This is a genomic window from Brevundimonas subvibrioides, from assembly GCF_027271155.1.
Lineage (GTDB): Bacteria > Pseudomonadota > Alphaproteobacteria > Caulobacterales > Caulobacteraceae > Brevundimonas > Brevundimonas subvibrioides_D.
On the sequence record NZ_CP114542.1, the window covers coordinates 1,672,392 to 1,697,967 of the forward strand.

Sequence of the window (25,576 nt, forward strand, 5' to 3'; positions counted from 1 at the left end):
TATTGGTAAGGGTGGCTATCGCTTCGCACGCGGCGCTCAGCTGGTTGAGCGACCTTTAGTGGAGATACCATCATGCTGGCTCGCATCTATCGCCCCGCCAAGACCGCAATGCAGTCGGGCAAGGCCAAGTCGAGGGACTGGCGGCTGGATTTCGAACCCGCGTCTGCGCGCACCATCGATCCGCTGATGGGCTGGACCAGTTCCTCGGACATGAACGGCCAGGTGCGCCTTTCGTTCGAGACCCGCGAGGAGGCCGTCGCCTATGCGGAGCGGCACGGCATTCCATTCCGGCTGCACGAGCCGCAGGAGCCGCCTGTCATCCTGAAGGCCTATGCCGACAATTTCGCCACCAATCGCAAACAGCCCTGGACGCATTGAAGGGGCGGCTATCGCTCCCGACACGGTCGGTCGCGACTTGAGCCGCAGTGTCGAGGGCGGCTATCCCTCCCGACACGGTCGGTCGCTACTTGAGCCGCGACAGGGTTTGCGGCTAACGCACCCTCTGCGGGCCATGGTTTGTCCCGCGCCAGGAGCACCCATAGCTCAACCGGATAGAGCACCCGCCTTCTAAGCGGGATGTTGCAGGTTCGAGTCCTGCTGGGTGCGCCATCTCCCTGAAGCCGGGCGAAGCCCGAAATCGACGGTCAGGCGCTCCGCCAGCCTTCGAGGGCGGCGTCCAGATCGGCGATCAGTTCGACCGGGTCTTCCAGCCCGATGTGCAACCGCAGCAGCGGCCCCTCCAGGCGGGGCGGCGCCGTCCTCCAGGCCATCTGCGGCGTCTCGTATGTAATCAGGCTCTCGAACCCGCCCCAGGAATAGCCGAGGCCGAAGAGGGTCAGCCGGTCGAGCAGCGCATGAGCCGCTGCCGCGTCGCCGCCGTTCATGACCACCCCGAACAGGGATGCCGCGCCGACATGGTCACGAGCCCAGATGGCGTGGTTCGGGTCACCCGCCATGGCGGGATAGAGCACACGGGACACCTCCGGCCGCGCGGCCAGCCACTTCGCAATCTCCAGCGCGGACCGGGCCTGTTCGGCATATCTCAAGGGCAGGGTTCGCAGGCCCCTGAGCGCCAGCCAGGCGTCGTCGGGCGACACGCACACGCCGATGTCCTCCACCGCTTCGGCCAAGGCGCTACAGACGTCGGGCCGGACGGCCGACACCGCGCCCAGCATCAGGTCGGAGTGACCGCCGACATATTTGGTCAGGGCCTGCACACTGACGTCCACCGCTTGCGCCAGGGGCTTGAACCCGAGCCCCGCCGCCCAGGTGTTGTCCGTCACCGTCAAAATGCCCCGCGAGCGGGCTTCGGCGGCCAGCGCAGGGACATCGATCATCTCGAAGGTCAGCGATGAAGGGGATTCGATCAGGATCAGCCGGGTACGCTCCCCGATGGACGCGGCGATTTCGGCGGCGGAGGCTTCGGCAGGATGGAACCGGGAGCTGATGCCCCGGGCGACCAGGTGACGGTTCAGGAAGCGTCGGACAGGGCCATAGACGGCATCCGTCGTCAGGATCTCGTCTCCCGGACGCGTCAGAGCCAGGAGTGGCAGGGTGACGGCCATCAGACCCGACGGTGCAAGCCAACAGTCGGACGCGCCTTCGAGGTCGGCGATCGCCCGTCGCAGCGCGGCCTGCGAGGCCGTGCCCTCGATTCCATAGAGTGGTCCCAGCGACCCGTCGCGCATGTCGCCGACGGAGTCGGACAGCAGGGTAGACGCCCGCTCTATGGGTGGATTGACCGGCCGACGGCCGCGGCCGCGTCGTGTGGCGGTCGCGATCAGTCGCGTGCGATCGGAAAGCGGTGCCACCGGCATCTCCAGGGTTGCGGAGGGATCGTCAAAGTCTTCTAAAGCAGCGGGGTGCCGCGGGCGACGGGAGTCGCGCATGTGCAATGCAGGACGAAACATGGGCCGGCGAGCCACGGGTTTTGGCATCTGGACAGCGGCGGTTGCCGCTGTGGCGCTGCTGGTCGCCTGCGGAAAGCAGGACGCCCAGGCCCCGGAAACCCCTTCGACGACCACGGTGGCCGCCCGGTCCGGAACGGGGGCCGTTGCCGAGAGCGCGACCTTGACCGCGGTGAAGCGGCGGGGGCGTCTGAATTGCGGGGTCAATCAGGGTCTCGTCGGCTTCGCCTATACCGACAATCGCGGCGAGTGGCGCGGGTTCGATGTGGACTTCTGTCGGGCTCTGGCGGCCGCGGTACTGGGGGACGCCGATGCCGTCCGTTTCGTGCCGCTGACGGCGGAAAACCGGTTCCAGGCCCTGGCGGACGGTCGGATCGACGTGCTCTGGCGCAATACGTCCTGGACGATGGAACGGGACACGACGGGCAATCTGAGCTTCGCGGGCATCAATTATTACGATGGCCAGGGTTTTCTCGTCCGGCGCGCCCTCGACCTGAGCAGCGCCACCGAACTGACCGGCGCGCGCATCTGTGTGCAGTCAGGCTCGACCAGCGCACTGAACGTGGAGGACTATTTCAGGAGCCGGGGGATCGAGTATCGCGCGGTCGTCCTGCCGACGGAAGAAGCCGCGCGTCAGGCCTATGGCCGTGAGGACTGCGACGCCTTTTCAGCCGATGTCTCGGCGCTGGCAGCGGCACGAACGACGCTGGCCGAGCCGGGCCAGCATGTGATCCTGCCCGATATCATATCGAAGGAACCGCTGGGTCCGGTCGTCCGGCGTGGCGACGAGCAGTGGACGGCGATCGTGCGGTGGACGCAGAACGCCCTGATCCTGGCCGAGGAGCTGGGCGTGACCCGGGCCAATGTCGCGGCCCAGGCCGAGGCGTCGCGTGATCCCCGGGTGCGACGCCTTCTGGGTGCCGATGGCGCGTTCGGATCGCGGATGGGTTTGACCGACGACTGGGCCAGGGACGCCATCGGCAGCGTCGGAAACTACGGAGAAGTCTTCGACAGGAACCTGGGTTCGCAATCGGCCCTCGACCTGGCGCGTGGTCTCAATGCACAATGGAACGCTCGACCGGCCGGTCTGATCTACGGCCTGCCGGTCCGCTGACATCCGATCGGCTCGCGCGCGTCGCGGTCGGCACCTCCGGGGGACGAATGAACACGACGAAAAAGGGCGGGATCGCGCTTCACTGGCTGATGCTGATCGGTTTCACGGTCGGGCTGGCGGGTGGCCTTTATGTCAATCAGGTCATCGGGCCGGAGAATTACTGGGTCCAGTTCGTGACCTCGAACATCACAGGACCGGCGGGACAGATCTTCCTTCGCCTGCTGTTCATGCTGGTGATCCCTCTGCTGTTTTCGGCCCTGGTCGTCGGCGTGGCCGAAATGGGCGATCTGAAATCGCTGGGCAGGGCGGGGATCAAGACCCTGCTGCTGACCATCGTCGTGTCGGGAATCGCGGTCCTGATCGGCATCGGCATGGTCAACTATTTCAGGCCCGGAGACGGTGTCGATCCGGCTCTGGCGCAACAGCTGCTGGCCCAGGGTGCCTCAGGCGCGGCCGCGATCGTCGAAAAGGCGCCGGAGAACATCCAGTTCGGCCAGTTCTTCCTGGACCTGATCCCGTCCAACATCTTCACGGCGGCGTCGGAGAACCAGATCCTGCCGGTGATGATCTTCGCCCTGTTCTTCGGGATCGGGCTGGTGATGGCCAAATCGCCGGCCACCGACCGGTTGCAGCAGGTGATCGAGGGTATCCTCGAGGTCACGATGAAGCTGATCAACATGGTCATCAAACTGGCCCCGATCGCCATTGCCTGTCTGATGTTCAACCTGGCGGCCCTGTTCGGCTGGGACCTGCTGGTCCGGCTGGCCGCCTATGTCGGCGTGGCCGTGGGGGCGATGGCGATCCATATGTTCGTCGTCTATCCGCTGGTCGTCTGGATCGGCGGAGGGATGAATCCGTTCAGGTTCTTCCGTGGCGTGCGCCAGCCGATGGTGGTGGCCTTCTCCACCGCCTCGTCGAACGCGGCCCTGCCGGTGTCGCTGAAGGCGGCCGAGGAAGAACTTCACCTGCCGCGCAAGATCGCGCGCTTCGTCCTGACCGTGGGGGCGACGGCCAATCAGAACGGCACGGCCCTGTTCGAGGGGGTTACCGTGCTGTTCCTGGCGCAGTTCTTCCAGATCGAGCTGTCGATCACCCAGCAGGTCGTCGTGATGCTGGTCTGTATCCTGGGCGGTGTCGGCACTGCCGGCGTTCCGGCCGGGTCCCTGCCGGTCGTGGCCATGATCCTCGTCATGGTCGGGGTGCCGGCCGAGGGCATCGGCCTGATCCTGGGCGTCGACCGGTTCCTGGACATGTGCCGCACGACGCTGAACGTCACGGGTGACCTGGTGCTGGCCACGGTCGTGTCTCGCGGCGAGAAGGACGATGTGGTGCCCAGGGGCGAGCCCTATCCCGTGGCACCTCCGGCCTGACGATCAGCCGGTGACCACCGGCGTGTCCGGCCGACCGCCCCATTCGGCCCAGGCCCCGTCATAGAGGGCGCTGTCCTCGCCGAGTTCCGCCAGGGCCAGGGTCAGGATGGCGGCCGTCACGCCGGACCCGCAGCTGGTGATGATCGGCCGGTCGAAGGTCACGCCTGCGTCTGCGAAACGGGCCCTCAGGTCGGCGGCCGGGAGCAGGCGGCCGGTGTCGTCCAGCAGCGCCTTGAAGGGCAGGTTCAGCGCGCCGGGCATGTGGCCGGAGCGCAGACCCGCGCGCGGCTCGGCGGCCTCGCCCATGAAGCGGGGCGCGGGGCGGGCGTCGACGATCTGGGCGTCACCGGTGAGGGCCGCCAGCACCGTTGCCATGTCGGCGACGGCACCGTGTCGGCCGGTCCTTTCAAACCGGGCCGGTATCGCCTGCGCAACCGGGCCGGACCCGGTCGGTCGGTCCTCCGCCCTCCAGCGGGGCAGGCCGCCATCGAGAACGCGGACGTCCCGCGCGCCCATCAGACGGAAGGTCCACCAGACCCGCGCGGCCGAGAACAGCCCGACCGTGTCGTAGACGACGATCCGGTCCGTCGCCGAAATCCCCAGATCGCCTGCCGCCCTGGCGAAGGCTGCGGCGGTGGGCAGCATATGCGGCAGGTCCGTGCTGTGGTCTGACACGGCGTCGAGGTCGAAGAAGACCGCGCCCGGGATTCGCAGTCGCTCGAACTCTGCGCGGGCGTCGCGGCCGTCCAGATGCCAGCTGGCATCGACGATCCGGAGGTCGGGCGCGCCGAGGTCGCGGGCGAGGTCGTCGGTGGAGATCAGGAACGAGGCCATGGCCGAGACTAGCACGCGCAACAACGAAGGCAGAGCCACCCTGAGGCTGGTTCTGGGCGACCAGCTGTCGGACGGCCTGTCGGCGCTGCGCGACCTCGATCCGGGCCGAGACGTGGTCCTGATGGCCGAAGTCCGGGCCGAGGCGACCTATGTCGGCCACCACAAGCAGAAGATCGCCCTGATCTTCGCCGCCATGCGCAGCTTCGCTCTGAGGCTCGAAGGGAGGGGCGTCACCATCCGCTACGTTCGTATCGGCGATCCCGGCAATACCCACAGCATCGTCGGCGAGGTGGAACGGGCGCTGGCGGATCAGCCGTTCGGTGCGGTCGTGATGACCGAATGCGGCGAGTGGCGGCTGGCGGAGGCGCTGTCGGCCTTTGCCGCGTCAAGCGCGGTGAGCACGGAAATCCGGGAGGACGATCGCTTCATCTGCACCCACGATCGCTTCCGGCGCTGGGCGTCGGGCAAGTCCCAGCTACGGATGGAGTTCTTCTACCGCGAGATGCGAAAGGCGACGGGCATCCTGCTGGACGACGGCCAGCCGGTCGGCGGGACGTGGAACTATGACGCCGAGAACCGCAAGGGACTGACCAGGGGCGTGCGCCCGCCGAAGCGACTTCGGACGCCGCCGGACGCCGTGGCGGTCGGGGCCATCGCCGATGTCGGGCGCCTGTTTCCGGAGCATTTCGGCACCACCGGGGCCTTTGGCTGGCCAACGACCGCCGAGCAGGCCGAGAGGGTCCTGGCCGACTTTCTGTCGCAGGTCCTGCCCCGGTTCGGCGACTGGCAGGATGCCATGGCGATGGGCGAGCCGTGGATGTGGCATGGACTGATATCGACCTCGATCAATCTGGGCCTGCTGGACCCGCTGGATGCCTGCCGTCGGGCCGAGGTGGAATACCGGTCGGGTCGCGCCCCGCTGAACGCGGTCGAGGGCTTCATCCGCCAGATCCTGGGATGGCGCGAGTTTGTGCGCGGGATCTACTGGCTGAAGGTGCCGGAGTATCGGCAGCGGAACTTCCTGGACGCCGACCGCGCGCTGCCATGGTTCTTCTGGTCCGGCGAGACGGACATGGCCTGCGTGGCCGACGTCGTCGCCACGACGCGGGACAATGCCTATGCCCACCATATCCAGCGACTGATGGTGACCGGGAATCTGGCCATGCTGCTGGGCGTGCACCCTGACGCCGTCGATGACTGGTATCTGAGCGTCTACGCCGACGCCTATGAATGGGTGGAGATGCCCAATACCCGCGGCATGGCGACCTTCGCCGACGGCGGGATCGTGGGGTCCAAACCTTATGCCGCGTCGGGGGCCTATATCGACCGGATGAGCGACTACTGCGGATCGTGCCGTTATGACGTGAAGGCAAAGACGGGCGAAAAGGCCTGTCCTTTCAATCGGCTGTACTGGGGTTTTCTGGAGCGTAACCGGCCCCGGCTGCGCGACAACGTCCGGCTGGCCATGCCCTATCGCACGCTCGATAATTTCGGTCCCGAGCGCCGGGCTGCCTTGCTGGAAGAGGCCGAGGCCGCACGGACGATGCTGGGTGCGGTGATCAGGCCCGGGTGAGCGCCAGCTGGATGACGTCGGTCCGGCGCGACCGGAAACCGGCCTCGCAATAGGCCAGATAGAAGCGCCACAGGCGGCGGAACCGCTCGTCGAAGCCCCCCATCTTGCGAATGTCGTCCCAGGCCGCCTGGAACTGCTGATCCCAGCGGCTCAGCGTGTCCGCATAGTCGATGCCGAAGCGGTCCACGCTGTCCCAGCTCAGCCCCGCAGCCTCGACCACCGGCTGCAGCCGCGCCTCGGACGGCAGCATGCCGCCGGGGAAGACGTATTTCTGAATGAAGTCGGTCCGGGCGTTGTATTCCTCGAACAGGTCTTCCTGGATGGTGATGATCTGCAGGCCCGCGCGGCCGCCGGGCTTCAGCACATCGTGGACCTTGTCGAAATAGGCCCCCCAGTATTCCTTGCCCACCGCCTCGAACATCTCGATGGAGGCGACCCGGTCGTAGGTGCCCGTGATGTCGCGATAGTCCATCAGCTCGATCCGGGTCCGGCCGGACAGGCCCGCCCGGAAAAGACGCTCCCGGGCCAGGTCGTGCTGTTCCTGTGAGATGGTGACGCCCGTGACGGTCGCCCCGACCTCCCGGGCCGCATACTCGGCAAATCCGCCCCAGCCGCAGCCGATCTCCAGCACGCTCATGCCCGGCTTCAGGTCCATGGCCCGGGCCAGGGCGGCGTATTTGCGGGTCTGGGCGATCTCAAGCGGCTCCGAAGGATTCAGGAACTTCGCCGACGAATAGGTCATCGAGCGGTCCAGCCATTCGGCATAGAAGGCGTTGCCCAGATCATAGTGGGCGGTGATGTTTTTCCGCGACCCGCGACGGCTGTTGCGGTTCAGCTTGTGGGCGATCCAGTTGACCGCCAGCATGACGACGTTGCCGTCGAACAGGCGACGGATGTGGTCGTAGTTGTTGGCCAGGGTCTCCAGCAGCACGGCCAGATGCGGGCTGTCCCACTCGCCGGCGATATAGCCCTCGGCATAGCCGATGTCGCCATTGGCCAGCACCCGGCCGGCGAAGCGGTAGTCCAGCACGGTCATGACGGCATGCGGCCCCGGCGTCTCGCCCTCCAGCCTGTGCACCTCGCCATTCGGCAGGGTCAGCGTCAGACGCCCATAGGTCCAGTTGGCCGACAGCAGGCGGATCAGAAGCGAGAAGACGCGCGGCGTGCGGTCGAGGGTCACCTCGGTGTGGGCAGTCTGGACAGTCATGCGCGGCAACCTGCGTTGAAGGCCGAACGCCGGTCAATCGGCTGCGGCATCTTGTCTTTCGGCCGTGACGGTCTTGAGCGCTGCGAGCGCGCGCTCGCGGGCCCTGGCGTGATCGACGATCGGCCGTGGATAGGTCGTGCCGAGACGGACGCCGCTGTCGCGGAGGATCTCCGGCGGAGCCTCCCACGGCGCATGGGCCCATCGGGCGGGCATGCGGGCCAGTTCCGGGATCCAGCGTTTGACGTAGCGAGCCTCGGCATCGAACTTCTGACCCTGGGTGACCGGATTGAAGATTCGGAAATACGGAGACGCATCGGCTCCGGATCCAGCGACCCACTGCCAATTCTGGGAATTCGACGCAAGGTCGGCATCGACCAGCGTGTCCCAGAACCAGGCCTCGCCCCTGCGCCAGTCGATCAGCAGGTCCTTGATGAGGAAGGAGGCAACGATCATGCGCACGCGATTGTGCATGACGCCGGTGGCCCAAAGCTCCCGCATCCCGGCATCGACGATGGGATAGCCGGTCAGGCCCCGGGTCCAGGCGGTGAAGCCCGCCTCGTCCTCGCGCCACGGCATGGCGTCATATTCGGGCCGGAAGGCCTTGTCGGACAGGGTCGGGAAATGGTGGAGCAGATGCGCCGAGAAATCGCGCCAGATCAGTTCGGCGATGAATTTGTCGGCCTGGTCCGGCGCGACCGCTCCGGCATCGGCCGCACCGCGGGCGGCGATCCAGGCGCGCCAGGGGCTGATCTCGCCGAAGTGCAGATGGGGCGACAGGCGGCTGGTTGCGGCCTGGGCCGGGCGGTCGCGGCCATCAGCATAGTCTTTCAGGCCTTCGGCGACGAACCGGTGCAGAGCGGCGATGCCGCCATCTTCGCCCGGCGTCCAGTCGAAGCCCCCGGACCAGTCGGGTCGGGTCGGGTGCAGGCCCCAGTCGTCCAGATCGTCGCTGGCGACGTGTGGCGTTTCGCTCAAGGCACGCGGTCCCGTCGTATGGGCCGGCGGTTCGGCCTGGGCACGCAGGGCCTTCATGAAGGGCGTGAAGACCTTGTAGGGGCCTCCCGAGCCGTTCAACAGCGATCCGGGACGGGCCAGCAGCGATCCGTTGAAGCCCCGACATTCGATGCCGTCCGCCTTCAGGCTGTGGGCGATGTCGGCGTCCCGCGACCAGGCGTCCGGCTCGAACAGCCGGTTCAGGAAAATGGCATCGGCCCCGGTCTCGTCGATCAGGTGCCGAAGCTGCGTTTCCGCGTCGCCGCGGCGCAGGACCAGGGTCGCGCCGCGCCCGGCCAGCGAGGTCGTCAGGGCCCGCAGCGACTTGTCCAGCCACCACAGCGAGGCCGCGCCCGCGGCACGAACGCCAGCGCCTTCGTCGTGGATATAGACCGGCAGGATAGGCCGACCGGTCGCATGGGCCTGGCTCAGGGCCGGATTGTCCGCCAGCCGTAGGTCGCGGCGAAACCACAGGATCACAGGGACCGAACCGTCTTGCGCCTTGGTGGTCACGCTGCGAGTCTCCGTGGTAGGTTGAAACAACAGGCGCGAACGGCCACCTGACCGCCCCATAAGGGTGCAAGGGCCAACGCACCACCCGTCAGAACGTCGCTTTCAGAAGGCCAGCTCATGAGCGCCCCCAACGCCGTCATCACCCTGTCCGGAAACGGCATCACACAGCCCGTCGTCATCGGCGGCGGCGCGCGCATCGCCTTTATCGCCGGTCCCTGCCAGCTGGAAAGCCGCCAGCATGCGCTGGAAATGGCCCACGCCCTGAAGGAGATCGGCCAGCGCCTGAACGTCGGCATCATCTACAAGACCAGCTTCGACAAGGCGAACCGCACCAGCGCCAATGCCGCGCGCGGGCTGGGCCTCGAACAGTCGTTGCCGATCTTCGACGAGATTCGTCAGGTCACCGGCCTGCCGGTCCTGACCGATGTCCACTCCGAGGACCAGGCGCGCGTGGCCGCCCAGGCGGTCGATGTGCTGCAGATCCCCGCCTTCCTCAGCCGCCAGACGGACCTGCTGCTGGCCGCCGCCGCGACGGGCAAGGCCATCAACATCAAGAAGGGTCAGTTCCTGGCCCCCTGGGACATGAAGAACGTCATCGCCAAGGTCGTCGGAGCCGGCAATCCGAATGTCATGGCCTGCGAGCGCGGGGCCAGTTTCGGCTACAACACCCTCGTCAGCGACATGCGCGCCCTTCCCGTGCTGCGCGACATCGGCTGCCCGGTCGTGTTCGACGCGACCCACTCGGTCCAGCAGCCGGGCGGGCAGGGCACATCGTCCGGTGGGCAGCGCGAATTCGTCCCGGTCCTGGCCCGCGCCGCCGTGGCGGTCGGTGTGGACGCGGTGTTCATGGAAACGCATCAGGATCCTGACCATGCGCCGTCGGATGGGCCCAACATGGTGCCGCTGGATCAGTTCGAGGCCCTGGCCGCAGAACTGCTGGCCTATGATGACCTGTCGAAAGCGCGGATGGCGAAGGCCGCCTGAATCCGATAGGTCGGGTCATGGCTGACCGCACCCTCGATCTCGGCACCCTGCAGAGCCTGCTGGACCGCGCACGCGACCAGACCGTGGCCTGCGTCGGCGACCTGATGCTGGATCGTTACGTCTATGGCGATGTCAGCCGGATCTCGCCCGAGGCACCGATCCCGGTCCTGCGGTCGCGCCGTACGGTGGCCATGCCGGGCGGGGTGGGCAATGTCGCTCGCAACGTCGCGGCCCTGGGGGGGCGGGCCCGACTGGGTGGCGTGACCGGTGCCGATGCGGCGGGCGCCGAACTGGCCCAGCTTGTCGCCACCGAAGCGCGTATCGAGGATTTCACCGTCCGTACCGAGGTCGCCGGCACCATCGTGAAGACCCGCTACGTTTCGGGTGGCCAGCAGCTGATGCGTCTGGATGAGGAAGAACCCGCGGTCGGCGCATTCGAGCGAGATGACGTCTTTTCAGGTGCTTCCGCTATTTTATTGTCAGACTATGCCAAGGGCGTGATCACGGAACGACTGATCCGGTCGGCTCTCTGGGCCGCGCAGAACGGTGGGTCCGTCGTGATCGTCGATCCCAAGGGTCGCGATTTCGCCCGCTATGGCGCGGTCGATGTCATCAAGCCGAACGCGTCCGAACTGGGCGGGGCGACCGGGATGCCGGTCGACACCGATTCGGACATCGAGGCCGCTCTGACGGCCTTGCTCGCGGCGACCACGGCCAAGGCCATCGTCGTCACACGGGCGGGAAAGGGCATGAGCCTGATGCGCCGCGGCGAAGCGGTCCGGCATTTTCCCGGCCGTGCGCGCGAGGTGTTCGACGTCTCCGGCGCGGGGGATACGGGACTGGCGGCGCTCGGGCTGGCGCTCGGCGCGGGCGCATCGTTGGAGCAGGCGGTGCAGCTGGCCATCCTGGCGTCGGGCGTCGTGGTCGGAAAGAGCGGTACGGCCGTGGTGACGCCCGCCGAACTGATCGAGGCCGAGATGAGCCAGCATGCGGGCGCGGCCCTGGCCAAGGTCACGGCGCTGGATGATCTCGCCGCCGAGGTCGACACCTGGCGCCGTCAGGGCTTGAAGGTTGGCTTCACCAACGGCTGTTTCGACATCCTGCATCGCGGACACGTCGCCTATCTGGCCCAGGCGCGGTCCTGGTGCGATCGGCTGGTGGTCGCGCTGAATACCGATGCCTCGGTGCGCAGGCTCAAGGGTGAAGGCCGTCCCGTGAACGACCTGGACAGCCGTGCTGTGGTGATCGGCGGCCTGGCCAGCGTCGACCGGGTGACGTCCTTTGACGATCCCACGCCCCTGGCCCTGATCGAACGGCTGCGCCCCGACGTTCTGATCAAGGGCGCGGACTACACCCGCGAGGGGGTGGTCGGCGGCGATCTGGTCGAAAGCTGGGGCGGTGAAGTGCGGCTGGCGGAGTTCGCAGATGGCTATTCCACCACCGGGACCATTGCAAAGATGACCGGAAGCGCGCTCGGGGAGGCCGGCTGATGCGGCGCATGATCGTGGTCACCGGCGGTGCCGGCTTCATCGGCTCCAACATCGTCTCGCGCCTGTGTGCAGAGGACCGCTGGGACGTCGTCGTCTGCGACCGGCTGGAGAGTGCCGATCTGGGCAAGTGGCGCAACATCGCCAGGTCCGCCATCGCCGATTTCTGGCAGCCGGAGGAAATCTTCCTGCAGCTCGAACGGCATGCAGAGCGGATCAGCGCGGTCGTCCATATGGGTGCCATCTCCTCGACCACCGAGACCGATGCGGACCTGATCCTGCGCACCAACTTCAGTCTTTCGCGCGATCTGTGGGACTGGTGCGCCGTCAACGAGACGCGGATGATCTATGCGTCCTCGGCCGCCACCTATGGCGACGGGGAGGCCGGATTCGAGGATGCGGATGATCTTGCATCAATCTCTCGGCTTCAGCCTCTAAATGCCTACGGTTATTCGAAGAAACTCTTCGATCAATATGCCGTCCGGCAGGCCGGGCGCGACCATGCCCCGCGCCAGTGGGCCGGTCTGAAGTTCTTCAACGTCTATGGCCCGAACGAAGGCCACAAGGGCGGAATGAAGTCGGTCATCGCCCAGATCTGGCCCAGGGTCGCGGTCGGGGAGACCGTCAGCCTGTTCCGCTCGCATCACCCCGACTATGCCGACGGCGGTCAGCTGAGAGACTTCGTCTTTGTCGACGATGTGGTCGACATCATCGACTGGCTGCTGGCGACGCCGGAGATCAGCGGCATCTTCAACGCGGGTTCGGGTCAGGCCAGATCGTTCCTCGACCTGGCCAAGGCGACCTTCGCCGCGGCCGGTCGGCAGCCCTCGGTCGCCTATATCGACATGCCCGAAGCGATCCGTGACCGGTATCAGTATTTCACCGAGGCGAAGATGGACCGGCTTCGAGCCTTGGGCTTCGGCGGGCAGTCCACGCCACTTGAAGAAGGCGTGCGCCGCTACGTGCAATCCTACCTGTCCCAACCGGATCCGTACAGGTGAGGTTGCCGGGGTTGACCGTGCGCCAGACCGCAGGATGGCTCGGTATCGGGTTGATTCTGTTGATGATCGCGGCTGTTGCCATCTGGCGCGGAGACATCCTGAAGGCGGGCCTCGACCCCAAGGTCCCTTTCCAGACCTATACGCCGCCTCAGGCACCGGATTATCGTTCTGCGAACGCCTGGGCGATGCGGGATGTGCGCGTTCCCGGTTCCGGCAATGCCGCCGTCTTCTTCCTGCATTCCACGACCTTTGATGGGGGCAGGGAGTGGAACGGTCCCATCGGCGATGCCAGGGCCGACGCCTACCTCGAGCGGGTGGTGATCCCGAACTATGCCGGGCCCTTCGCCCGGGCAGGGTCCATCAGCGTGCCGCGTTACCGGCAGGCGTCGCTCTATACGCGTCTGACCCTGCGCGACGACGCCCGCGATGCCCGGGCGTTTGCCTATGGCGACGCTCTTGCGGCCTTTGAGAGCTGGTTGGCGGCGCATCCGACCGGGCCGCTGGTCCTGGCGGGGGTGGAGCAGGGCGCGGACCTGATCGACCGCCTGCTGCAGGATCGGATCGCCCGGGATCCGGCGCTGAGCCGACGCCTGGTGGCCGTTTATCTGGTCGATGTCATCATCGCCGTTGACGATCTGCCACCGACCACACCCCCCTGCGCCAGTCCGGTCCAGATCAACTGCGTCATCGGCTGGTCGCAGGTGGACGAAACCAACGACGGGGCCGCCTGGAGACGCCTTCGGCGTGCCCTGGTATGGGATGCCAACGGTCGACTCATCGATCTGGAGGGGCGCGCGGTCCTGTGCGTGAACCCCGTGAGCGGATCGAGCGATCCCGCGCATGTTCCGGCGCGCCGGCATCGCGGGGCTGCCAATGCCACAGGGCTGGAGTGGGGCCTGAGGCCGGCTTTCATCGATCGGGCCGTGGCGACGCAATGCCGGGGCGGTCTGCTTCGGCATACGGAGCTCAGAACCGAGTCCTTCAAGGAAGTCGGCAACTGGGCGGATCGAAGGAAAGCGCGCCAATACAATCTGTTCTACGCGGATACTGAGGCGGACATCGAGCGCAGGCTGGCGGCATGGAACGCCGCCAACCTCCCCTAATCGAGACCGCTGCGGTCCGTCTTCCAATCGAACAGGGCTTCCAGCACCTGGATCGCCTGACCCCGCGGTGACGTGAGGTCGGGATCGCGCCCCAGCACCAGACGCGCGTCATCGGATGCAGCCAGCATCAGCGACCGGTGGCGGATCGGATCGGCGAACCGGTAGGCGGGAAATCCGCTCTGCCGCAGCCCCAGCGGATCGCCGCCCCCGCGGAGGCGGAAATCCTCTTCGGCGATCTCGAAGCCGTCCTCGGTCCGGCGAAGGGTTTCGAGGCGTTCGCGCGCCGTGTCTCCCAACGCGCCGTCCTGTCCCCCATACAGCAGGATGCAGGCGCTCGATTTTGCGCCGCGTCCGACCCGTCCCCGCAGCTGGTGAAGCTGGGCCAGGCCGAACCGGTCGGCGTGTTCGATGACCATGATGGTGGCATTGGGCACATCGACACCCACCTCCACCACCGTCGTGGCCACCAGGACCGGCAGGCGACCATCGGCAAAATCGGCCATCACCGCTTCGCGCTGCGCGCCCGGCATCTGCCCGTGGGCGAGCCCGACCTCGATGTTCAGAAGGCGATGGAGATCGCGCGCACGGTCCTCGGCTGCGGCCAGGTCGGTCGCTTCCGACTCCGCGACCAGCGGGCAGATCCAGTAGGCCTGGGCTCCGGACTCGACGGCGGCCTTGAGCCGCGCGGCCACCTCGCCGATGCGGGCGAGCGGCAGGACGGCCGTGGCGACCGGCGTCCGGCCGGGCGGCTTTTCGGTCAGGCGACTGACCTCCAGCTCTCCATATTGCGTCAGTTCCAGCGTGCGCGGGATCGGGGTGGCGGACATGGTCAGGAGATGGACGCCGCCGATGCGCGGATCGCCCTTGGCCTGAAGCCGGGCCCGTTCGTTGACGCCAAACCGGTGCTGTTCGTCGATGACGGCCAGCGCCAGTCGATGGAAATGGACGGCGTCCTGAAACAGCGCATGGGTGCCGATGGCGACCTTCGCCTCGCCCGAGGCGAGGGTGGCCAGCCGGTCCCGGCGTTCGACGGTCGTGTCGCGGCCGGTCAGCAGGATCGTCGACAGACCGGCGGCTTCCAGCATCGGTCCCAGCCGCTGGAAATGCTGGCGGGCCAGGATTTCGGTCGGAGCCATCAGGACGGTCTGAAAGCCTGACCCGGCTGCGTCCGCCATGGCCAGGGCCGCGACGGCGGTCTTGCCGGATCCCACATCGCCCTGCAGCAGTCGGGCCATCTGTTCGCCCGAGGCCAGGTCACGCCTGATTTCGGCGACCGCCTGCGCCTGGGCGCCGGTCAGGACGAACGGCAGAGAGGCCAGCAGGGCGGCCGATGCCGCGTTGTCATGGATCACCGGAGCCGGCGTGATCTGGCGCGCACGACGGCGACGCGCGAGCGCCAGCTGGTGGGCGAACAGCTCGTCATAGGCCAGCCGTTCGCGGGCCGGGCTGTCCGGGGACAGATCGGCCTCGCCCATCGGTGCGTGCAGCGTGTCCAGCGCGGCCTTCCAGCCCGGCCAGCGGCGTTTGGCCCGCCAGGTCGGGTCCTGCCATTCGTCGAGATCCGGCGCGACGGCCAGGGCACCCAGCACCAGTTTTCGGACGTTGCGAGACGCCAGCCCCGCCGTGGCCGCATAGACCGGCTCGACTGCGGGAATGTCCTCACCCTTGTCCAGTGGCACGATCCAGTCGGGATGAACGATCTGGACCTCGCCGTTGAAGCGCTCGACCTTGCCGGACACCAGCCGTCGCTCGCCCCGGGGCAACTGGCGGTCGATGTGCTGCGGACTGCCCCCGAACCAGATCAGATGGACGAAGCCGGTCTCGTCACTGGCACGCACCTTCAGCGGAACTCCGGGTCGCCCTGGTGCGATCATGCGATCGATCACCACATCGAAGATACCGACCTCGCCCTCGACGGCGTCGGCCGCCTGGGTTCTGCGACGGGCGACGACGCCGACGGGGGCCAGGAAAAGGACGTCACGCACCAGCGGTCCAGCCAGCTTCTGAACCATCGGCAGGGTACGAGGCCCCACGCCCTTCAGGCTGGAAACCTCTGCGAACAGGGGAAAGAGAATCTGGGGCCGCATCGGCCGCGACAATAGACGCCAAGGCTCCGCTGGCGAAACGGGCGCGACACCTCTATCTGCTGGACCGAACTGACCAATGGACCGGGCAAGGATTCTTGTGGCCGATAACGATGCGCGTGCCGAAACCGAAATGCGCCGCCAGCGGCTGGGCCGGGTCACCTTCCGGGCGTGGCGGCGCGGGTTTCGCGAGGCCGATCTGGTGCTGGGGCCGTTCATGGAGCGGGAAGGCCAGGGTCTGAGCGACGGCGATCTGGACAGTCTCGAGGCCCTGCTGGCCGAGGACAACGATCACGAGCTTTATGCCTGGATCATCGAAACCCGGCCGACGCCGGCCGAACACGACACACCGTTGATGGCCAGGCTGCGCACCTTCATGCGCGCCCATGTCGCCACAGCGGTCGCCGAGGGAGCGGGCTGATGGACGGCGCGAGCCTGGAAAAGCGGGCCGATCACGAGTTGGGCGGCGCGCCCGAGGGTCTGGATGCCCTCATCATCGCCGAGCGGCTGAAGGCGGCGGGCGGTATCGGCGTGTTCGTGGCCCGGGACCATTCGCGATCGACGGCTTTCGTGCAGGCGTTCCAGTTTTTCGCCCGGGACATAGAGGTCGTCGAGTTCCCGGCCTGGGACTGTCTGCCCTACGACCGGCTGAGCCCGACCTCCGGGGTGTCCGCCGAGCGGATGGCAGCTCTGACGGCGCTGGCACGACGCGGCGTGGACGAGCGCAAGCCGTTGCTTCTGGTCACGACCGTGGCCGCCGCCATGCAGAGGACCCCGCCGCGCGCCGTCACGACCTCGGCCGGATTCGATGCCGTTGTCGGGCGCGATCTCGATACGGCGGCGCTGGAGACCTATTTCACGACCAACGGCTATATGCGGGCCTCGACCGTGAACGAGCGGGGCGAATACGCCGTTCGGGGAGGGGTCATTGACGTCTTCCCGCCGGGTTTCGACGAGCCGGTGCGACTGGACATGTTCGGCTCCGAACTGGAGTCCATCCGGACCTTCGATCCCGAGACCCAGCGATCCACCGGCCAGCGGCGCGAAGTCGCCCTGTCGCCCGTGTCCGAGGCCCTGCTGAATGCGGACACCATCAGCCGCTTCCGCACCGGATATCTGAACCTGTTTGGCGCACCCGGAGACGATCCGCTTTACGCCGCCGTGAGCGAGGGCGCGCGGCGTCAGGGCATGGAGCACTGGCTGCCGCTGCTCTATCCGCATCTGGAGACGCTGTTCGATTATCTGCCGGATCGGGCTGCGATCTTTCTGGATCATCAGGCAGAGGCGGCGCGCTCGGAGCGCTGGGCCCTGACCCGCGATGCCTTTGAGGCGCGGCACGAGGCGTCCAGGGCCAAGGGTGGCGCGGCGAACCGGGCTCTGGCCCCGGAGCTGCTGTATCTGCCGGATGCGGACTGGAACTCGGCCCTGGCCGGCCGGCAGGTCTGTCGCCTGACGCCGTTCGACGCGGCGGCGGAAGATGCGGGCGGCCGCCTGGGGCGGACCTTCGCAGCCGAGCGAGCCCAGGACAGCGTCAATCTGTTTGAAGCCGTGGCGGCCCATGCGGCGGCGCTCAAGGCCGACGGCAGACGGGTTTTGTTCGCCTCGTGGAGCGAGGGCTCGTCGGATCGACTGGGCGTGATGCTCGCAGATCACGGGCTGGAGCCTGTCGTGGCCGTGCGCGACTGGGCCGATGTGCAGACGGCGTCGAAGGACCTCTATCTGCGCGCTATCCTGCCGGTCGAGCACGGTTTCACCACGCCCGACATCGCCGTCATTTCCGAAACCGACATCCTGGGCGACCGGCTGGCGCGGCCCAAACGCAAGCGTCGGGCGGCGAATTTCCTGGCCGAGGCCTCCGCACTGACAACTGGCGATCTGGTCGTCCACCTCGATCATGGCATCGGTCGCTATGAGGGCCTTAAAACCCTGGAGATCCAGGAGGCCCCGCACGACTGCCTCGAACTGCTCTATGCCGGTGACAGCAAACTCTACCTACCGGTTGAAAACATTGATCTACTGACCCGCTACGGGTCCGAGTCCGACGGTGTCCAGCTGGACCGGCTGGGCGGCGCGGCCTGGCAGGGCAGGAAGGCCAGGGCCAAGACGCGGCTGCGCGACATGGCGGAAGGGCTCATCGCCCTGGCGGCCAAGCGGGCCCTGCGGGTCGGGGAGGCGATCACCCCGCCGCACGGTCTGTTCGACGAATTCTGCGCGCGTTTCCCGTACGAGGAGACGGACGATCAGCTGAACGCCATCGGCGACGTGCTGGAGGATCTCGGCAAGGGTGTGCCGATGGACCGGCTGATCTGCGGCGACGTGGGCTTCGGCAAGACAGAGGTGGCGATCCGTGCCGCTTTCGTGGTGGCCATGACCGGCCAGCAGGTCGCGATCGTCTGTCCGACGACGCTTCTGGCCCGCCAGCATTTCAAGACCTTCAGCGAACGCTTTGCTGGCTGGCCGATCAAGGTCCGCCACCTGTCGCGCATGGTCACCGCGAAGGACGCGGCCGAGACGCGCAGTGGTCTGAAGGACGGCTCGTTCGAGATCGTGGTCGGCACCCATGCGGTGCTGTCCGATCAGGTCGGGTTCAAGGACCTGGGCCTGGTCATCGTCGACGAGGAGCAGCACTTCGGGGTCAAGCACAAGGAGAAGCTCAAATCCCTGCGCGCCGACGTCCACCTGCTGACCCTGACCGCGACGCCGATCCCGCGCACACTGCAGATGGCGCTTTCGGGCATCCGCGAGATGTCGATCATCGCCACACCGCCAGTCGATCGTCTGGCCGTGCGGACCTATGTCGCGCCGTGGGATCCGGTCATGGTGCGCGAGGCCCTGCTGCGCGAGAAGTACCGCGGTGGCCAGGCGTTCTATGTCTGTCCGCGCCTGGCGGACCTGCCCGACATCGAGGCGTTCCTTCGGGTCCAGGTGCCGGAGATCAAGTTCGTCGTCGGTCACGGCCAGATGTCGCCAACCCAGCTGGAAGACGTGATGAGCGCCTTCTACGACGGCAGCTATGATGTACTGGTCTCGACCACGATCGTCGAAAGCGGCATCGACATCCCGACCGCCAACACCCTGATCGTCCACCGCGCCGACATGTTTGGCCTCGCCCAGCTGCACCAGATCCGGGGACGCATCGGCCGGTCCAAGGCGCGGGCCTTTGCCTATCTGACGGTCGATCCGAAACGACCGCTGACCCTGTCGGCCGAGCGGCGGCTGCAGGTGTTGCAGTCGCTGGACAACCTGGGGGCAGGGTTCCAGCTGGCCAGCCACGACCTGGACCAGCGCGGCGGCGGCAACCTGCTGGGTGATGAACAGTCGGGCCATATCCGCGAAGTCGGGGTCGAACTGTATCAGCAGATGCTGGAAGACGCGGTCGCCGAGCTGCGCCAGAACGGCAGCGAGGGCGTGGTGGATCGCGGCTGGTCGCCCGCCATCAATGTTGGGGCCGCCGTCCTGATTCCGGAGAATTATGTCTCGGACCTCAACGTCCGTCTGAGCCTGTATCGTCGCCTGTCCGACGCCGAGAACAACGAGACACGCGAGGCTCTGGCGGCCGAACTGATCGACCGGTTCGGACCGTTGCCGGACGAAGCCAGACAGCTGCTTCGCATCGTGGGGATCAAGGCCAGTTGCAAGACGGCCTGCATCGAGCGCATCGACATCGGTCCCAAGGGCTGCGTCCTGACGCTGCGGGACAACCGCTTCCCCAATCCTGTCGGGCTGGTCGGACTGATTCAGAAGAACCACGCGACGTGGAAGATCCGGCCGGATCAGAAGATCGTGGTGAAGGGCGACTGGCCTACGTCAGAGGACCGGCTGAAGGTCGCCGAGCGGATCACGACCGACCTGGCGCGGGTCGCACGGGCCTGATCGCGGTCAGGGGGTCGGTGGATCGCCGCGCTCGCCCTCGGCCGGTTTCAGGCCGTACGGCTCGACCAGGTGCCACACATGGTCAGGGATCATCGATTTCATCCGGCGCGGCTCCTCGCGGCGCAGGTGGATCACCGTCTCGGCGGCCTTCATCTCCAGCCGGGTGCGGGCGAACTCCAGCCCCCGGGGTCCTGTGCGTGGCTGCAGCCAGCTGACGATCGGACGGACCCAGTCGGGCATGCGGCGCAGGGGCAGGCCGCCCGCCGCGCGCTCCACATTGGCGATGAAGCCGGCCACGGCGACCTTGCGTTTTCCCTTGTCGCCGGGCTCGGACAGCGCGACCTCGTCACCCAGCAGGTCCAGCAGTGCCTCGCCGCGCTCGTTGCGGACCAGCAACCACTGCTCGCCCTGACCGGCCATGTAGCCGACGGTGATGTCGGCCAGGGCATTGGTGTAGTCGACGCAGGTCCGGCAGGTAAGCGGGAAGAAATCCGGGGCCAGCTGCGAGATCGGCAGGGACAGGAAGGGGATCGTCTTCACCCGACCGTCCGTGAACCTCAGCTCCACGTGATAGTCGGCGCGGAACTCCAGATAGGTGATGGTGTCGGGGTGCTCCGACAGCAGGGCCAGGAACTCATGGAAGCGTTCGGTCGTGGTGTTGTCCGAACAGGGGGTGCCGACGACATAGAGTGTGTCGAAACCCAGCTCGGCCTCCAGCGCGCGCAGGGCATAGACCTGACAGGGGATGCCGATGACGGCGAGGCGGCGGTATCCCCGGGCGCGCGCATTTTCCAGCAGGGCCAGCAGGGGCGCATAGCCCATCCGCATGCCACGCACCTGGGCCATCGCAGCGGCCTCGGTGACCAGCACGGGCATGGGTCGCCACCGGTCGTCGGGATCAGGGGCCATGGTCAGAACCGCGTCGACCGCCTTGGTTTCGAGCAGGCGTTCGCCGATGCGGGTGGTGATGCCGGTCCACTGGGCACCGGGAGCCGGCGCCCGTAGCGATGCGCGGACCATGCGCTTCACGGGTCCGAAGAACAGTTCGTCGGGGCTGGTCGCCGGGTCGCGCGTCCGGCCGTGAACGCGCGTCTCCATGGCCGGATAGTCCGGCTTGATGAACTGGCAGGCCTTGCCGCACAGCGTCGGGTCTTCCATCCGCGACACGCCGCAGTCGGTGCACAGATTGCGAGGAACGGGCGGACGCACGGGCGGTGCCCAGACGGGCGCTGAGGGGTCGGCGGAAACAGGCAAGGCGGGCGTCCCCAAGCGCCGGCCTTGTGCGACCGGACCGCGAGGAACCCACGCCAAGGCTGGGCCGTCAAGCACGCATGCCGCCGCCCGACACAGCCCGCGCTCAAGCCGCGAACGACCGGGTCGCGAGCGTTAGCGCACCAAAAAAGGGGGGGGAGCGCGCCATCCCTTCTGCTTCAGAAGAGATGGCGCGAGTGACGGGACTCGAACCCGCGACCTCCGGCGTGACAGGCCGGCACTCTAACCAACTGAGCTACACCCGCGTTTCCCGCTGCGTCGTTTCCGGCGCGGCGAGGGGCGTCGTTTAGGCGGGGGCTCGCCGGTGTGTCAAGCGAGGATCGGGGACGAGTTCGAAACTTCCTCGTCAACCGGCGATCACCGGCCCTGCGACGGGCAAGGGTGTCTGGTAGTGCACGCCGACGCCGGGTCCCAGCGGCAGGTCCAGGGCGACCCAGGCGGCCACCATGATCAGCCCGGCCACGAGGAATGACCCCGCATAGGGCAGCATACTGGCAAGGAGGGAACCCAGTCCGAATCGGGGATCCCATCGCTGGGCAAAAGTCAGGATCAGCGGGAAATAGCTCATCAGGGGCGTGGCGATGTTGGTCACGGAATCGCCCATGCGGTAGGCGGCGGTCGTCATCTCCGGGCTGATGCCCAGCAGCATGAACATCGGGACCACGATGGGCGCCAGCGCCGACCATTTGGCCGAGGCCGAACCGATGAACAGGTCGAAGAAGCACGAGACCAGCACCACGGCGATCAGCAGGAGCGGGGTCGGCAGGGCGACGCTCTTCAGATACTCCGCGCCGCCGACCGCGAGGATCGGTCCCAGTCCGGACCAGTTGAACATGGCCACGAAGTGGGCGGCGAAGAAGGCCAGGACGATGTAGGGGGCCATCTGGGCGATGCCGTCGCGCATCATGACCACAAGATCGCGGTGGCTCCGCACCGTACCGGCGCCGACCCCGTACGCCCCGCCCGCCAGAAAGAACAGGATGGCAAAAAAGGCGACCAGGGACTGATACAGCGGGTTGAACCGCTGGTTCGGCTCGGCCTCCGCATCGACGAAGGGCGAGCCGGGCAGGACGGTGATGGCGGCCCACAGCGTGGCCATGGCCAGCAGCGCCAGACCGGCGAAGGCCAGACCGCGTTTTTCGGCCGCCGTCAGGGGGACCTTGTCGTCGAGGTTGGCCCGCCCGGGCAGGATGGGCGAGCGGCCCTTCAGGCGCGGTTCGATGACGACGTCGGTCAGGAACCAGATGATCGGTGTGAACACGATCACCATGCCGATCGAGAAGAACCAGTTGCCTGCGATGGTTACGGAATAGGCCGGATCGATCAGTCGGGCTGCGGACTCTGTGATGCCCAGGATCAGGGCATCGGAAGCTCCCGGAAACAGATTGCCCGCGAACCCGCCGGACACCGCGGCAAACCCGGCCGCGAGCCCGGCCAGCGGATGACGACCAGCCGCCGAGAAGATCACGGCCGCCAGGGGTATGACGACGACATAGGCGGCGTCCGACGCGTGATGCGATACCATGCCGGTGACCGCCACAGCCGGTGTGAGGATGAACCGGGGGGCGTTCAGCAACATGCCTCGAAAGGCGGTCGTGAACAGACCGGCGCGCTCTGCCACCGCGGCACCATAGACGACCGTCAGCACGATCCCCAGGGGCGGGAAGGCGGCCAGGGTCTTTGGCATGTCGATGAACAGCTTTGAGAGATTGTCGGTCGAGAGCAGGCTCTGCGCCTGCAGGGCATCGCCCGTCACCGGATTGACCGTCGCCCATCCCAGGCCTGCACCGACCATACTGAGCACGATCAGGGCGAGGATGAACCATAGGAACAGGAAGACGGGATCGGGCAGGCTGTTGCCGGTGCGCTCGACAAGCCCGAGAAAGCCCTTGGCGGGCGGCATGCCGTCGGGGGTTACGTCGGTCATGGGTCGCAGTCGTCCTTTCCGGCCCGAAACGCGCCGATAAAGTCAGATGCTGGCCCGTCCGCACAAGCCGGGTGCGACATTATGTGCGAACCGTTCTCAACAAGAAATCGTTTCGTCGCATGGGTTTGAACCGCCGCGATCTTGGGTCTAGAAAGCCCCGAATCCGCCGCCTCCCCCGTCGGCAGGGACATTTTCCGAATGAATGCATTCCTCCTGCAATATCTGCCCATCGTGATCTTCCTGGGGATCGCAACGGTGCTGGGCCTCGGCTTCATGGTCGCCGCCTGGGTGCTGGCTCCCTCGAACCCCGACAGCGAGAAGCTGTCGGCCTACGAATGCGGATTCAATGCCTTCGACGACGCGCGGATGAAGTTCGATGTGCGGTTCTATCTGGTGTCGATCCTGTTCATCATCTTCGACCTGGAAGTGGCCTTCCTGTTTCCTTGGGCGGTGTCGATGTTCGACCTCGCGCGGCCTGAGATGATCTTCGCCTTCTGGTCGATGATGGCCTTCCTCGGCGTGCTGACCGTCGGCTTCATCTACGAATGGAAGAAGGGCGCGCTGGAATGGCAATAGTCGCACCATCGAGCCCGTTGCCTACGGCCTATGGCCAGGGTGGCCGTTCGACCGTTGAGGGCTACGACCCCAAGATCCACGACAAGTTCTTCGAGGCGGTCAACACCGAGATCGCCGAGCAGGGCTTCCTGACCGCGTCTCTGGACGACGTCATCAACTGGGCCCGGACGGGCAGCCTGATGTGGATGACCTTCGGTCTGGCCTGCTGTGCCGTGGAGATGATCCAGGCGTCCATGCCGCGCTATGATCTGGAGCGGTTCGGCATGGCCCCGCGCGCCAGCCCACGTCAGTCGGACCTGATGATCGTCGCCGGCACCCTGACCAACAAGATGGCTCCGGCCCTGCGCAAGGTCTACGACCAGATGCCGGATCCGCGTTACGTCCTGTCGATGGGAAGCTGTGCCAACGGCGGTGGCTACTACCACTACAGCTACAGCGTCGTGCGCGGCTGCGACCGTATCGTGCCGGTCGATGTCTATGTGCCCGGCTGCCCGCCGACGGCCGAGGCCCTGATCTACGGCCTGCTGCAGCTGCAGAAGAAGATCCGTCGCACGGGGACGATCGAACGGTGAGCGCCCATGTTGTGACCGTCGCGCCGACTCCAGGCGAGCAATCCGCACCGGGCATAGTGCGCTCGAGTTTGACGGCTGTATTGACCCTGGCTCTGCCTGGCATCGTCGGCTGCAGTGCCGCCAAGCCGGAATGGACCGTTGCCGAGGGTTGGTTGTCGGCGCGATGTGAGGCGGCTTCAGAACTGCTCCTGCAGCGCGGCGACGGCAGCATCCGTACCCGGTTCGAGACGTGGCGGGGGCTGACCGACGCGTTTGCCGCGTCTACAGACGCCCGGATGGAACTCCAGCAGCGGGCGCGGGCGTCGATGGCGGGGAATGGGACGGCGGAAGCCTTCTTCGCGGCCAACTGCGGCGACGACGCAGTCGCAGATGTTCGAAGGACGCTCTAGCGATGACTGAGTTCGAACAGCCCAAGTATGCGACCGGCCACCTGGCGACTGTCGCGGCCAACACCGCCGTCCTGACGCCGCTGGGCCAGGAGATGGTGGCCGAGCTGCAGGTCGATGCGACCGTGGCCTATGGCGAGCTGACGCTGACCTGCCACCGCGACCGGATCGTGAGCGTTCTGACCGACCTGCGCGACCGTTTCGGATTCCAGCAACTGCTGGACGTTTGCGGCGTGGACTATCCCGACCGGGCCGAACGGTTCGATGTCGTCTATCATTTGCTGAGCCTGACGCGGAATGCGCGCATCCGGGTCAAGGTCACGACCGACGAGGTCCAGCCGGTGCCAAGCGTCATCTCTGTCTATCCTTCCGCCGAATGGTTCGAGCGCGAGGCGTTCGATATGTACGGTATGCTGTTCTCGGACCACCCGGACCTGCGCCGCCTGCTGACCGATTACGGGTTCCAGGGGCATCCGCTGCGCAAGGACTTCCCGATGACCGGCTATGTCGAGGTCCGCTACGACGAGCAGCAGAAGCGGGTGGTCTATGAGCCCGTCAAGCTGACGCAGGAGTTCCGCAACTTCGACTTCCTGTCCCCCTGGGAGGGTGCCGAATACCCGGCCGATGTCCTGCCGGGCGACGAGAAGGCGGCACAGGCCCGCGCGGTCGGCGCAACCGCGCCTTCGGGAGGGAAAGCCTGATGGCCGACGGACATCCCATCGCGAAAGCCTCGCCCACCCGCGCCGAACTGGACGTCGTCACCGACGACCTGGGCCACATCGCCTTCGGCGATCCGCGCA

21 protein-coding genes and 2 tRNA genes are annotated in these 25,576 nt (G+C 66.7%); 15 read left to right on the forward strand and 8 right to left on the reverse strand.

Translation table 11 applies throughout. The features are described 5' to 3' along the window. Positions 1–72: 72 nt before the first annotated feature. Complete coding sequence (locus O3139_RS08465) at positions 73–378, forward strand: ETC complex I subunit (protein ID WP_269513498.1); 306 nt, start codon at positions 73–75, stop codon at positions 376–378. Positions 379–532: 154 nt separating this feature from the next. Continuing rightward, positions 533–609, forward strand: a tRNA-Arg gene (locus tag O3139_RS08470). A 35-nt stretch (positions 610–644) separates the two neighbouring features. Here the strand turns inward: O3139_RS08470 and metC are convergent. Then, the gene (gene metC, locus O3139_RS08475; RefSeq protein WP_420022350.1) at positions 645–1,817 is read right to left on the reverse strand and encodes a cystathionine beta-lyase; all 1,173 of its coding nucleotides are present in this window, start codon (positions 1,815–1,817) and stop codon (positions 645–647) included. A gap of 91 nt (positions 1,818–1,908) precedes the next feature. Here metC and O3139_RS08480 point away from each other — a divergent pair, with 91 nt between their 5' ends. After that, positions 1,909–3,021, forward strand: coding sequence for an amino acid ABC transporter substrate-binding protein (locus O3139_RS08480; protein WP_269513500.1), 1,113 nt, complete (start codon positions 1,909–1,911; stop codon positions 3,019–3,021). 47 nt (positions 3,022–3,068) lie between these two features. Next, complete coding sequence (locus tag O3139_RS08485) at positions 3,069–4,391, forward strand: dicarboxylate/amino acid:cation symporter (RefSeq protein WP_269513501.1); 1,323 nt, start codon at positions 3,069–3,071, stop codon at positions 4,389–4,391. Between the two features lie 3 nt (positions 4,392–4,394). Here the strand turns inward: O3139_RS08485 and sseA are convergent, their stop codons facing one another. Next, positions 4,395–5,225: a 3-mercaptopyruvate sulfurtransferase gene (gene sseA, locus O3139_RS08490; protein ID WP_269513515.1), complete on the reverse strand. Its 831-nt coding sequence runs from the start codon at positions 5,223–5,225 to the stop codon at positions 4,395–4,397. Between sseA and O3139_RS08495 the strand changes: the two genes are divergently transcribed. Beyond that, positions 5,224–6,798, forward strand: coding sequence for a cryptochrome/photolyase family protein (locus O3139_RS08495; protein ID WP_269513517.1), 1,575 nt, complete (start codon positions 5,224–5,226; stop codon positions 6,796–6,798). The two genes, sseA and O3139_RS08495, sit on opposite strands and share 2 nt — an antisense overlap. Here O3139_RS08495 and O3139_RS08500 read toward each other — a convergent pair. Then, positions 6,785–8,005, reverse strand: a complete 1,221-nt coding sequence (locus O3139_RS08500) for an SAM-dependent methyltransferase (protein ID WP_269513519.1) — start codon at positions 8,003–8,005, stop codon at positions 6,785–6,787. The genes O3139_RS08495 and O3139_RS08500 overlap by 14 nt on opposite strands. A 33-nt stretch (positions 8,006–8,038) precedes the next feature. Next, entirely contained in the window at positions 8,039–9,511 is a 1,473-nt protein-coding gene (locus O3139_RS08505; RefSeq protein WP_269513521.1) for a cryptochrome/photolyase family protein, read from the reverse strand. 117 nt (positions 9,512–9,628) lie between these two features. Between O3139_RS08505 and kdsA the strand changes: the two genes are divergently transcribed. The 4 genes from kdsA (at position 9,629) to O3139_RS08525 (ending at position 14,086) form a co-directional block, all read left to right on the forward strand. Then, the gene (kdsA, locus tag O3139_RS08510) at positions 9,629–10,495 is read left to right on the forward strand and encodes a 3-deoxy-8-phosphooctulonate synthase (protein ID WP_269513523.1); all 867 of its coding nucleotides are present in this window, start codon (positions 9,629–9,631) and stop codon (positions 10,493–10,495) included. Positions 10,496–10,512: 17 nt separating this feature from the next. Then, positions 10,513–11,985, forward strand: coding sequence for a D-glycero-beta-D-manno-heptose 1-phosphate adenylyltransferase (gene rfaE2, locus O3139_RS08515; RefSeq protein ID WP_269513526.1), 1,473 nt, complete (start codon positions 10,513–10,515; stop codon positions 11,983–11,985). Between the two features lie 8 nt (positions 11,986–11,993). Beyond that, the gene (rfaD, locus tag O3139_RS08520; RefSeq protein ID WP_269516444.1) at positions 11,994–12,983 is read left to right on the forward strand and encodes an ADP-glyceromanno-heptose 6-epimerase; all 990 of its coding nucleotides are present in this window, start codon (positions 11,994–11,996) and stop codon (positions 12,981–12,983) included. A 62-nt stretch (positions 12,984–13,045) separates the two neighbouring features. Then, on the forward strand, positions 13,046–14,086 hold the full coding sequence (locus O3139_RS08525; protein WP_269513528.1) for a DUF3089 domain-containing protein: 1,041 nt from the start codon (positions 13,046–13,048) through the stop codon (positions 14,084–14,086). Here the strand turns inward: O3139_RS08525 and recG are convergent. Then, entirely contained in the window at positions 14,083–16,173 is a 2,091-nt protein-coding gene (gene recG / locus O3139_RS08530; protein ID WP_269513530.1) for an ATP-dependent DNA helicase RecG, read from the reverse strand. The two genes, O3139_RS08525 and recG, sit on opposite strands and share 4 nt — an antisense overlap. Positions 16,174–16,270: 97 nt before the next feature. On the opposite strand from recG, the gene O3139_RS08535 reads away from it, so the two are divergent. Continuing rightward, positions 16,271–16,591, forward strand: coding sequence for a succinate dehydrogenase assembly factor 2 (locus O3139_RS08535; RefSeq protein ID WP_269513532.1), 321 nt, complete (start codon positions 16,271–16,273; stop codon positions 16,589–16,591). Then, positions 16,591–20,043 (forward strand): transcription-repair coupling factor, encoded by a 3,453-nt coding sequence (mfd, locus tag O3139_RS08540; protein WP_269513534.1) that lies wholly within the window; start codon positions 16,591–16,593, stop codon positions 20,041–20,043. Before O3139_RS08535 ends, mfd begins: the two co-directional genes overlap by 1 nt. Positions 20,044–20,049: 6 nt before the next feature. Here the strand turns inward: mfd and O3139_RS08545 are convergent, their stop codons facing one another. From O3139_RS08545 to O3139_RS08555, 3 genes are all read right to left on the reverse strand, one after another. Beyond that, a complete protein-coding gene (locus O3139_RS08545; protein WP_269513536.1) occupies positions 20,050–21,297 on the reverse strand; it encodes a Coenzyme F420 hydrogenase/dehydrogenase, beta subunit C-terminal domain in 1,248 nt (415 codons plus the stop codon). Between the two features lie 186 nt (positions 21,298–21,483). After that, a tRNA-Asp gene (locus tag O3139_RS08550) sits at positions 21,484–21,560 on the reverse strand. A 101-nt stretch (positions 21,561–21,661) separates the two neighbouring features. After that, positions 21,662–23,242 (reverse strand): AbgT family transporter, encoded by a 1,581-nt coding sequence (locus O3139_RS08555; protein ID WP_269513539.1) that lies wholly within the window; start codon positions 23,240–23,242, stop codon positions 21,662–21,664. Between the two features lie 198 nt (positions 23,243–23,440). Between O3139_RS08555 and O3139_RS08560 the strand changes: the two genes are divergently transcribed. The 4 genes from O3139_RS08560 (at position 23,441) to O3139_RS08575 (ending at position 25,477) form a co-directional block, all read left to right on the forward strand. Then, positions 23,441–23,818, forward strand: a complete 378-nt coding sequence (locus tag O3139_RS08560; RefSeq protein ID WP_269513541.1) for an NADH-quinone oxidoreductase subunit A — start codon at positions 23,441–23,443, stop codon at positions 23,816–23,818. After that, positions 23,788–24,390, forward strand: a complete 603-nt coding sequence (locus O3139_RS08565) for a NuoB/complex I 20 kDa subunit family protein (protein ID WP_269513543.1) — start codon at positions 23,788–23,790, stop codon at positions 24,388–24,390. The genes O3139_RS08560 and O3139_RS08565 overlap by 31 nt, the downstream gene beginning before the upstream one ends. 80 nt (positions 24,391–24,470) lie before the next feature. Further along, positions 24,471–24,779 (forward strand): hypothetical protein, encoded by a 309-nt coding sequence (locus O3139_RS08570; protein WP_269513545.1) that lies wholly within the window; start codon positions 24,471–24,473, stop codon positions 24,777–24,779. Between the two features lie 92 nt (positions 24,780–24,871). Continuing rightward, the gene (locus tag O3139_RS08575) at positions 24,872–25,477 is read left to right on the forward strand and encodes an NADH-quinone oxidoreductase subunit C (RefSeq protein ID WP_269516445.1); all 606 of its coding nucleotides are present in this window, start codon (positions 24,872–24,874) and stop codon (positions 25,475–25,477) included. Positions 25,478–25,576 lie beyond the last annotated feature (99 nt).